The 8,508-nt window shown below is 51.4% G+C and carries 8 protein-coding genes, 1 tRNA gene and 1 other RNA gene; 2 read left to right on the top strand and 8 right to left on the bottom strand.

Annotation, left to right across the window (positions count from 1 at the left end):
- The 7 genes from KO087_RS07895 to KO087_RS07865 all read right to left on the bottom strand — a co-directional run.
- On the bottom strand, positions 1 to 230 hold a 230-nt coding region (locus KO087_RS07895), incomplete at its 3' end, for a hypothetical protein (RefSeq protein WP_215508723.1).
- A 215-nt stretch (positions 231 to 445) separates the two neighbouring features.
- Positions 446 to 796, bottom strand: a transfer-messenger RNA (tmRNA) gene (ssrA, locus tag KO087_RS07890).
- A gap of 82 nt (positions 797 to 878) precedes the next feature.
- Entirely contained in the window at positions 879 to 2,645 is a 1,767-nt protein-coding gene (locus KO087_RS07885; protein ID WP_215508722.1) for an ABC transporter ATP-binding protein, read from the bottom strand.
- Between the two features lie 20 nt (positions 2,646 to 2,665).
- Entirely contained in the window at positions 2,666 to 3,460 is a 795-nt protein-coding gene (locus KO087_RS07880) for a TraX family protein (RefSeq protein WP_215508721.1), read from the bottom strand.
- Complete coding sequence (locus KO087_RS07875; protein ID WP_215508720.1) at positions 3,453 to 4,634, bottom strand: cation diffusion facilitator family transporter; 1,182 nt, start codon at positions 4,632 to 4,634, stop codon at positions 3,453 to 3,455. Before KO087_RS07875 ends, KO087_RS07880 begins: the two co-directional genes overlap by 8 nt.
- Positions 4,635 to 4,646: 12 nt before the next feature.
- Positions 4,647 to 5,906, bottom strand: a complete 1,260-nt coding sequence (locus KO087_RS07870; protein WP_215508719.1) for a hemolysin family protein — start codon at positions 5,904 to 5,906, stop codon at positions 4,647 to 4,649.
- Entirely contained in the window at positions 5,907 to 6,464 is a 558-nt protein-coding gene (locus KO087_RS07865; protein WP_215508718.1) for a DUF2140 family protein, read from the bottom strand.
- Positions 6,465 to 6,557: 93 nt separating this feature from the next.
- Here KO087_RS07865 and sppA point away from each other — a divergent pair, with 93 nt between their 5' ends.
- Positions 6,558 to 7,571 (top strand): signal peptide peptidase SppA, encoded by a 1,014-nt coding sequence (gene sppA, locus KO087_RS07860; RefSeq protein WP_215508717.1) that lies wholly within the window; start codon positions 6,558 to 6,560, stop codon positions 7,569 to 7,571.
- Positions 7,571 to 8,329, top strand: a complete 759-nt coding sequence (locus tag KO087_RS07855) for an RDD family protein (protein WP_215508716.1) — start codon at positions 7,571 to 7,573, stop codon at positions 8,327 to 8,329. Before sppA ends, KO087_RS07855 begins: the two co-directional genes overlap by 1 nt.
- A 100-nt stretch (positions 8,330 to 8,429) precedes the next feature.
- On the opposite strand, the gene KO087_RS07850 is transcribed toward KO087_RS07855, so the two are convergent.
- Positions 8,430 to 8,505: transfer RNA gene (locus tag KO087_RS07850), tRNA-Thr, on the bottom strand.
- Between the last annotated feature and the right edge of the window lie 3 nt (positions 8,506 to 8,508).

Genomic DNA, 8,508 nt, shown 5'->3' with positions numbered 1-8,508 from the left:
TTGCAATCAATGGTAATCAGGCGTCTTTCTTCTGAAACACCGGTGACCTCGACATCTTGGATTCCTAAAAGTAATGTGGTAATATTGTTTTGCACTTGTTTGCCCCCCTTTATTATTTTGTGGTGATATAATTTTAGGTGATAGGGAAAACAAGTGCTATCTTTTTGCATAAAAATATCCATTGAGGAGGTTACTCCCCAACGGATATTATAGAGCCATAATTTTATCATAGGAGGTTCTTTTTTTACTTGAAGCTAAAGCTTTTTATGCCTACCACCAGCATAGCTGGTGGTTTATTCATGCTAAAGCGCACAAGAAAACCCGTCCCGGAATCAACTCCGGGACGGGCTGCTTTATGCCTTAAAATGCTTAAATCCCTTGATATCAAAGCTTTTCGGCAATGAAAAAGGAAGCACTTTTTTCTATCAAAATATGCTTCCTTATTTGGTGGAGACGGCGGGGGTCGAACCCGCGTCCGAAAATTCTTCCACCGAGGTTTCTCCAAGCTCAGTTTTTCTTTAGATTTCCCTTAAGGCGAAAAGAAAAACAAAAGGTCGCATTAAGGTAGCTTCATAAATTCCGGCATCGGGGCAAAGCTTGACCGATGACGTTTCACCACTGATTTGACACTTCCCTAAGCCGTGGTCCTCTTAGTTCCGTGGGTAGCGTAATTTACGCTGCCAGTGCTACGTTGTTTTCGTTAGCATTTAATTTTTTGAGTCATTTTTACGTTGCCTGACTCATCAACGGCTTGCTACCCCGGGTTCCGAATCCCCGTCGAAGCCATTTCGTCCCCATGGGTGTCTTCTAGCCTATCGTTTTTTTCTCTTTCTGTCAATCGCTCGTGAAAAAAGACCCGGCACATGCCGAGTCTCTCGTCAGTTTGTCGCATCGAAGTTTTCTACCAAATCGCCGCCTTTGGTGTAGAGGTGGTAGTACAAGCCGCCCTTGGCCATGAGCTCTTTGTGATTCCCCCGCTCCACAATGCCCTTGTCTTTTTCCATAACCAAAATCGTATCGGCATTTTCCACGGTGGAGAGCCGGTGGGCGATGGTAATGGAGGTGCGGCCTTCGGTGAGGGCTTCCAGGGAGTGTTGGATAATCATTTCGCTTTCGTTGTCCAGGGCCGAGGTGGCTTCGTCTAAAATTAAAATAGCGGGGTTTTTCAAAAAGACCCGGGCGATGGAGATCCGCTGTTTCTGTCCGCCGGATAGCTTCACGCCCCGCTCACCTACGTGGGTTTTAAAGCCTTTTTCCAGATCCATGATGAAGTCGTAGGCATTGGCCAATTTCGCCGCGTCCATGACTTCCTCGTCGGTGGCTTCCGGGCGGCCGTAGCGAATGTTTTCCATGACATTGGTGTTAAAGAGGTACACATCTTGTTGTACCATGCCGATGGTTTTTCTCAAGCTCTCCAAGGTGAGGTCCCGCACGTCGTGGCCGTCTACCATGACGGCGCCGCGATCCACATCCCAGAAGCGAGGAATGAGGTTGCAGATGGTGGTCTTCCCTGCGCCGGAGGGCCCCACCAGGGCCACTTTCTCTCCCGGCCGAATGGTCAGATGAAAATCATCCAGCACCTTGTATTTGCCTTCGTAGGAAAAGTCCACGTGGTCGAAGGCGATGGCGCCCTGGGCATTTACGAGATCCACGGCGTCTTCTTTTTCCCGAACGTCGCTTTCTGTGGCCATGATTTCGTTGAAGCGCTCGATGCCGGTAAGGCCTTTTTGGAAGGTTTCGGTGAAGTCGATGATGCGCCGCACCGTGGCCACCATGGTGGTAACGTACATAATGTAGGCCACCATATCTCCGGGAAGAATGTCTCCCGCCATCATGTAGCCGCCTCCGGCGATGATGACGATGAGATACATGATGCCGTCGAAGTTTCTGGTGACGGCATTAAAGCCCGCCATGGCCTTGTAGTATTCCCGCTTGGTTTCCAAAAAGCGGGTGTTTTCGTCGTCGAAGCGGGCCTTTTCCATGTCTTCGTTGGCGAAGGATTTCGTGACGCGAATGCCGGAGATGGAATCTTCGATGGTGGCGTTTAAATCCCCCATCATGGCCCGCTGTTTCCGCTGGGCCACGAGCATGCGCAAGCGAAATTTCCGTGCCGCCACGAGCATAATGGGAATCATCAAATAGAGCACCAAGGTGAGCTTCACGTGAATGGACACGAGGATCACGAAGGTGGTGATGACTTTCACCACGAAGATAAAGTATTCTTCCGGCGCATGGTGGGAAAATTCCGTAATGTCGAAGAGGTCGTTGGTAATACGGCTCATGATCTGGCCAACTTGGGTGTCGTTGTAGAAAGAGGCGCTTAAGGTCTGCAGGTGATTGTACACGTCCCGGCGCATGTCTTTTTCGATGTTTGCCCCCATCATGTGGCCGATGTTGGTCATGTAGTAGGCGGCAAGGATTTCCACGGCCTTAATGACGAAAAACAAAAGGGCCAGTCGGGCGATGACATGGGGTGTAATGAGACGAATGTCTTTCACGCCGAGATTGGTTAAGTAGCGCAGGATCACCGGCAAAATAATTTCCGATACGGTGGTGAGTCCGGCGCAAAGAAGATCGGTAAATAAAATGCCTCGGTAGGAGGCAAAGTAGGGTTTGATGGAGTTCACTTTCGAGGAAAATGTCATAACACGCCTTTCTGTCGGTTTTAAATAATCAGAGAAATAATATAGAGGACCAGTAAGTGGGCGGGATAGAAAATGTAGAAGAACCAGCGGCCGCCCCTGCCCCGCTTGCCATTGTATTGATAGATCAAGGGCAGGGACAAATACACCGTGCCGTAAAGGGGCGCTTCGAAGAGAAAAGCGAAAATGCCCATCACCATGGTGCGGCGGCGATCGTTGCACGCCAAATAAAATAAGACCATGGCGATGATGCCCACGGAGCCGTAGTCGAATTTCAAAAATTCCGCGATGAGGGCCGTGGCGATAAAAAGGAAGACAGCGTAGGCTTTCTTCCCCTTTTTGTCTCCGTCGAGGATTTTCTTCATCCCGACGATGGTCACAGCCCCCACGGCCAATTCAAAGAGCACATTTTGGTGATCCCAATAAAAAGCTTGACCGAAGAGGCCCAGGTCGAAGGGCACTTCGGCGATGAAAGCGAAGATCACCAGCCGCTGAATTTGTTTTTTCCAGTCCCCGCTGAGCAAAATACCCTGGACGAGGAAGAAGCAAAAAATTGGAAAGGCGATGCGGCCTGCCAGGGTGGCCACCATGGCGAGAAGCCCCGCCGTGGAAAGGCCCGAGAGAACGGGAATCCCCCAATCGTTCACCACATAGGCCGGCGTAAAGCCCAGGCTGTTTAATGCCACGCCCTGGCTCATGTGGTCGAAAAACATAAACACGCAGGCGATCATCTTCAGGGCGTTTCCGGAAAGGCCCTGTTCTTTGTTCCATGCAGCCAGAAGGCTTTCTTTTGCCTCCGGCGATAAAAGCCTATTCATCTTTCGCTCCCAATAAATTCTGAAAATCGATGTCGTAGGTCGTAATCAGAGCGTATTCCGGGTGGTCTTTTTCCACCTTCCACTTTAATTCGGCGTCGATGTCCTTGGCCTTGCCCTCTAAATCCATGGGAAAAAGCACGTCGAAAATTAATTTCAGCCCGTCCTTACGAGTGACGATGCGAAAATCGTGCATATCCAAGCGGGGATCCACTTCCTTTAGCTTTTTCTTCACGTAATCGTAAAGGGCGTTGCTCCTCGGGTCGTCGATGCGAATGGGATCGATGTGGATCGTCGTATCCATGTGGTATTTCGCCGCAATGTTCCGCTCGATTTCGTCGATGTCCTGATGAATTTTCATCACATCATCTTCGCTGTTGACCTCCACGTGAAGGGTGAGGAATTGTTTGTTGGCGCCGTAATCGTGATACATCATGTCGTGCACGCCTAAAGCCACCGGGTAGCTTTTAATGTCTTTCATAATGGCGCGGACCAGTTCCGGATCGGTTTTTCCACCCAAAAGGGAATCCACCGTCTCCATTAAGCTTTCCCAGCCGCTTTTTAAAATGATTCCCGCCACAACGAGGCCCATCCATCCGTCGATGTTCAGGGAAAAGAGTTGGTTGACCAGGAGGGAGAAAAGAACCGCCGCTGTGGCGAACACGTCGCCTCTGGCGTCGTAGCCCGTGGCGATTAAAAGCTCCGAATCCATGGCCTCGCCGAGAACCACATTGTAGCGATACAAAAATACCTTCCCCGCCATGGAAGCGATGAGGACGCCGACGGCCAGGGCCGATGTTTCCATGGCATCGGGATGGATAATGGTCTTTGCCGATTCCCACAAAAGGCTGAGCCCGGTCCAAATAATAATCAGGCTCACGAGAAAAGAGGCCAAATACTCCATGCGAGCGTGGCCGTAGGGGTGGCGCCTGTCCGCCGGCAAGGCGGCGAAGTGAAAGCCTCCGAGGGCGATGACCGAGCTCATTAAGTCCATGGTGTTGTTTAAACCGTCGGCGATCATGGAAATGGCGCCGGCCAAGGTGCCGATGACGATTTTCGACAGAGCGAAAATAAAGTTCAGCACAATGCCCATTACCGCCGCTTCTCTGCCCATGGCGCTGCGCCCGGCAGGATCTTTCGGATCCGGAAATTTTTTTTGAATCATTTTATCCAGCATAATTTCCTCACATTAAAGGGGCTGCGCCTCCGGTCTCAGATCCATTTTCAGCTTCGTCATCTTCAGGCCCTGCATTTCATTGACCGTAAAGAGAATGTCGCCGTAGCGCACCACATCGCCCTGCTTGGGAATGCGGTCCAAAAGCTCGATGACAAAGCCGCCGATGGAATCGGACTTTTCGCTTTCCAAATTCATGTGGAAGTAATCGTTGATCTCGTCGATCCGAAGTTCAGGATCCACTAAGTACACGCCGCTTTCCAAAAAAATCACGGCGGTGTTTTCCAAATCGTACTCGTCGTCGATATTGCCTACGAGCTCTTCCAAAATATCTTCCATGGTAATGATGCCGCTGGTGCCGGCGTACTCGTCTACCACCACGGCGATGGAGAGATTTCTCGCCTTAAGCTCGCGGAAAATGCGATCCGCCACGGCACTTTCCCCGATAAAATAAGGATCCCGCAGGATTTCTCTCAGGCGAATGGTCTCCCCTTGTGCTAAGAGGCGCACCACATCTTTCATGTACAAGATGCCGATAATGTGGTCGATGGAATCCTCGTAAACGGGGATGCGGCTGTAGCGATTGTCTTTTAAGAGATCAAAAATTTCCTCTTCCGTGGCCTCCACATCCAGGGCCACCACGGAGGTGCGAGGCTTCATCATGTCCGATGCCGTAGCCGAAGAGAAGTCCAGCACATTGTCGATGTAGGCCCGCTCTTCCCGCTGCAGCACCCCTTCTTCTTCTCCCACTTCCACCAAGGCTTTAAATTCTTCTTCAGTAATGGTGGGGGCTTCGTCTACGTGGGAGAAAAGCCATTTCGTCACCAAACCCGAAAGAGCCGTGAGGAAAAAGACCAACGGCTTAAAGAGCTTCGTGATCCCGGAAATGGGCTTCGCCACTTTTCGGCTGATCATTTCCGGCTGTTGTTGGGCGGCGGTTTTCGGCAACACTTCCCCGAAGATCAAGACAAAAATCGTCATGACCACCGTGGCCACCACCGGGCCGCTGGCGCCGAAAAGCTGCGTAAAAAACACGGTGGCCACCGCCGAGGAGGCGATGTTCACAATGTTGTTTCCGATTAAAATACTGGAGATGACATCTTGGGGCTTTTCGAGAAGCTTCAAGACGGTCATGCTCTTTTTGTCCCCCTCCGCGGCCCGCCGCCTCAGGCGAATTTGATTCACCGAGGTCAGCGCCGTCTCCGACGAGGAGAAAAAGCCGGAGAGGGCAATGAGAATCACCACAATCGGTATATAAAACCAAACATCATCCATTTAATTTGCTCCCAAATTTCCTTCAAATACATAGCGGTGATTGTCTACATCCAGTAACTTGGCCCGAAAGGTGCCCACATGCTCCGGCATAAAGGCGTTGGGGTCCAAGACGATTTCTCTCTGCGACGGCACAAGCGTGAGTCCGCGAACATCCACGGCCGACGCCGCCATGGAAAGGGCTGCCCCTTCGGGCAAAGGCAGGTGCCCGAAATTTAAACGCTCAAGCTTCATGTGCACGGTGCCGTCTTTATAGGCCAAGGGCCGCGTCTTTAATACCAGCTCGCTCCGGATGCCGTAAGCATCCACGGGAATGCGGAAATAAAATCCGTCGGCAATGGAAAAGCGGGCGTCGCTTCCGCTTTCTTTCAATCCCCGGCGCAGGGCATTTTCCAACGCCTCTTTCGTCAAGGTGATTTCGTAATTGGATTTTTCTATATTCGCCGTTTCTTCCTCTTGTGGCATATCCTCGGGCCGAGACAAAATAAACAGGCCGATGAGAAGGATAAGATTGATCGCCAAAAGCAGGAGAAACGCAATTTTCCACGGACAATTGTGCATACTACGCTCCTGTGATATTATTTTTTTGTACGCAATCGTACTACGCATATCATACTATAATACGAAAAACAATTGTAGCAATAAGGAGGAATTATGCTGGAAAAAATGAACACGCGGCGGTGGGTCGCCGTCGGTGTCGCCGTGTTGATCTTAGGCATCAGTGCCATCTCAAGCGGAATCAGCGACAAGATCAACAGCGAAGCCCGCATGAAAAAAATGGAAGCGTCCTTTATGAACACCGTCAACGGCATGAACGAGGAAGTGGTAGAAGAAGGCGACGCGCAAAATCGTATTGCCGTCATCACTGTGGAAGGCGCCATTATGAACACGCCCCAAGCCTCTTTTCTCACCAAAGGCTACGATCATCAGGCCACATTAAACGCGCTGGACGAGGTGTTAAAAGACGACACCATTAAGGGCGTGCTTCTGAAGGTCAATTCCCCCGGCGGCGGCGTCTACGAAAGCGCCGAGCTCCACAAGCGGATCAAAGCCATTGTCGATGGGAAAAAGCCCGTTTACGTGGCCATGGGCAACACGGCGGCCAGCGGCGGCTATTACATCTCCGCGCCGGCGACGAAAATTTACGCCGCCCCCTCCACCCTCACCGGCTCCATCGGCGTCATTATGGGTGGCACCAATCTTTCGGGCCTCATGGATAAATTAGGCATCGCCAATCAAACCATAAAAAGCGCCGCCCACAAAGACATCGGCAGTAACACCCGCCCCATGACCGAAGAAGAACGGGCCATTTTACAAGGCGTCGTCGACGATCTCTACGGCGAATTTCTGAACGTGGTCTCCCAGGGCCGCCACATGGACATGGCCACCCTGCGCCCCTTGGCCGACGGATCTGTCTTTACGGGCAAGCAGGCCAAGCAAAAGGGCCTGGTGGACGAATTGGGCTATTCGGAAGACGCCCTTGCCGCCTTGAAAAAGGCCATTAAATGCGACAACCCCGAAGTCTTTAACTACACCAAGGGGCTGGGCGACGGCTTCTTCTCCTCCCTTTTCAGCCAAAAAGCATCGGATAAAGAAGTGGCCGCCAAACTCGTTCTCGGCGCTTTGGCAGACAATGACCGCCCCATGTACCTCTACGGAGGTGAATAATGAACGATCAACACTACGATCCCTTCACCGAAAAGAAAAAAGGCCTCTTTCACCGAAATGAAGAGGCCGCAGAAACGAAAGAAAACAACGCCAAAGCCTTGGCCGAGGCGCTAAACGAAAACTTACAGAACGAGACTTCGGATGTGCACGCTAATGAAGCGAACATCCAAAGGGAAGTCGAAGAAGCACCTAAGGCTGAAGCCCTTTCGATGGGCGAGGAAAGCAAAACTGCCACCCAAGGCTTTGAGGCGACGCAGGCTCATAATCCCAAGCCCCCGCGACGCCGCTACAGCCATCCCGTCTCCGCCATGGTGGTTGCGGGCTTTTGGATTCGCACCGTGGCCTTTTTAATCGATGCCGCCGTGGCGAGCGCCTTTGCCGCCATTTTCGCATCGCCGATTAACGCCCTTCTTTTGACGGAGGGTGGCTTGGCGGCCAAAGCCATCAGCGGCTTCTTCTTCTACCTCTACTTTATTCTCTCCACCTATTTCACCAACGGCCAAAGCCTGGGCAAAATCATCACCGCCATTCGCGTCATTCATCCCGAAGAGGATCGCCTTTCCTTGACCACCGTGGTGATTCGAGAAGGCTTCTGCCGACTGATTCAAACCACCTTCGTCCTCCTCTACGTCATCACCGCCTTTTCCGAAAGAAAGCGCAACCTCGGCGACTACCTCTCGGATACCTATGTGGTAAAAGACGCCCTTTACCTTGTGGAAAAAAAGGAAGGCGACCTCTTTTACGTCTACGAAAATTAATTGTTCCCATAAAAAAACTGCGGTCAGGCACGCCGCAGTTTTTTTATTTGCCCGAAAAAGGGCACAAAAAAAGACCGCCTATTGGCGACCTTCTTTTTAATGGAGCTATCGACGGGACTTGAACCTGCGACCTCTACATTACCAATGTAGTGCTCTACCGGCTGAGCTACGATAGCACC

Origin of the sequence: Peptoniphilus rachelemmaiella (genome assembly GCF_943169845.1) — a bacterium.
Lineage (GTDB): Bacteria > Bacillota > Clostridia > Tissierellales > Peptoniphilaceae > Aedoeadaptatus > Aedoeadaptatus rachelemmaiella.
Note: the sequence above shows the minus strand (reverse complement) of the source record. Positions and strands in the feature narration are given on the sequence as shown.

What these genes read in the sequence shown, in the direction of transcription:
- KO087_RS07885 (WP_215508722.1), bottom strand. Translation starts at nt 2,645, where the DNA reads ATGACATTTTCCTCGAAAGTGAACTCCATCAAACCCTACTTTGCCTCC.
- KO087_RS07865 (WP_215508718.1), bottom strand. Translation starts at nt 6,464, where the DNA reads ATGCACAATTGTCCGTGGAAAATTGCGTTTCTCCTGCTTTTGGCGATC.
- KO087_RS07855 (WP_215508716.1), top strand. Translation starts at nt 7,571, where the DNA reads ATGAACGATCAACACTACGATCCCTTCACCGAAAAGAAAAAAGGCCTC.
- KO087_RS07870 (WP_215508719.1), bottom strand. Translation starts at nt 5,906, where the DNA reads ATGGATGATGTTTGGTTTTATATACCGATTGTGGTGATTCTCATTGCC.
- sppA (WP_215508717.1), top strand. Translation starts at nt 6,558, where the DNA reads ATGCTGGAAAAAATGAACACGCGGCGGTGGGTCGCCGTCGGTGTCGCC.
- KO087_RS07880 (WP_215508721.1), bottom strand. Translation starts at nt 3,460, where the DNA reads ATGAATAGGCTTTTATCGCCGGAGGCAAAAGAAAGCCTTCTGGCTGCA.
- KO087_RS07875 (WP_215508720.1), bottom strand. Translation starts at nt 4,634, where the DNA reads ATGCTGGATAAAATGATTCAAAAAAAATTTCCGGATCCGAAAGATCCT.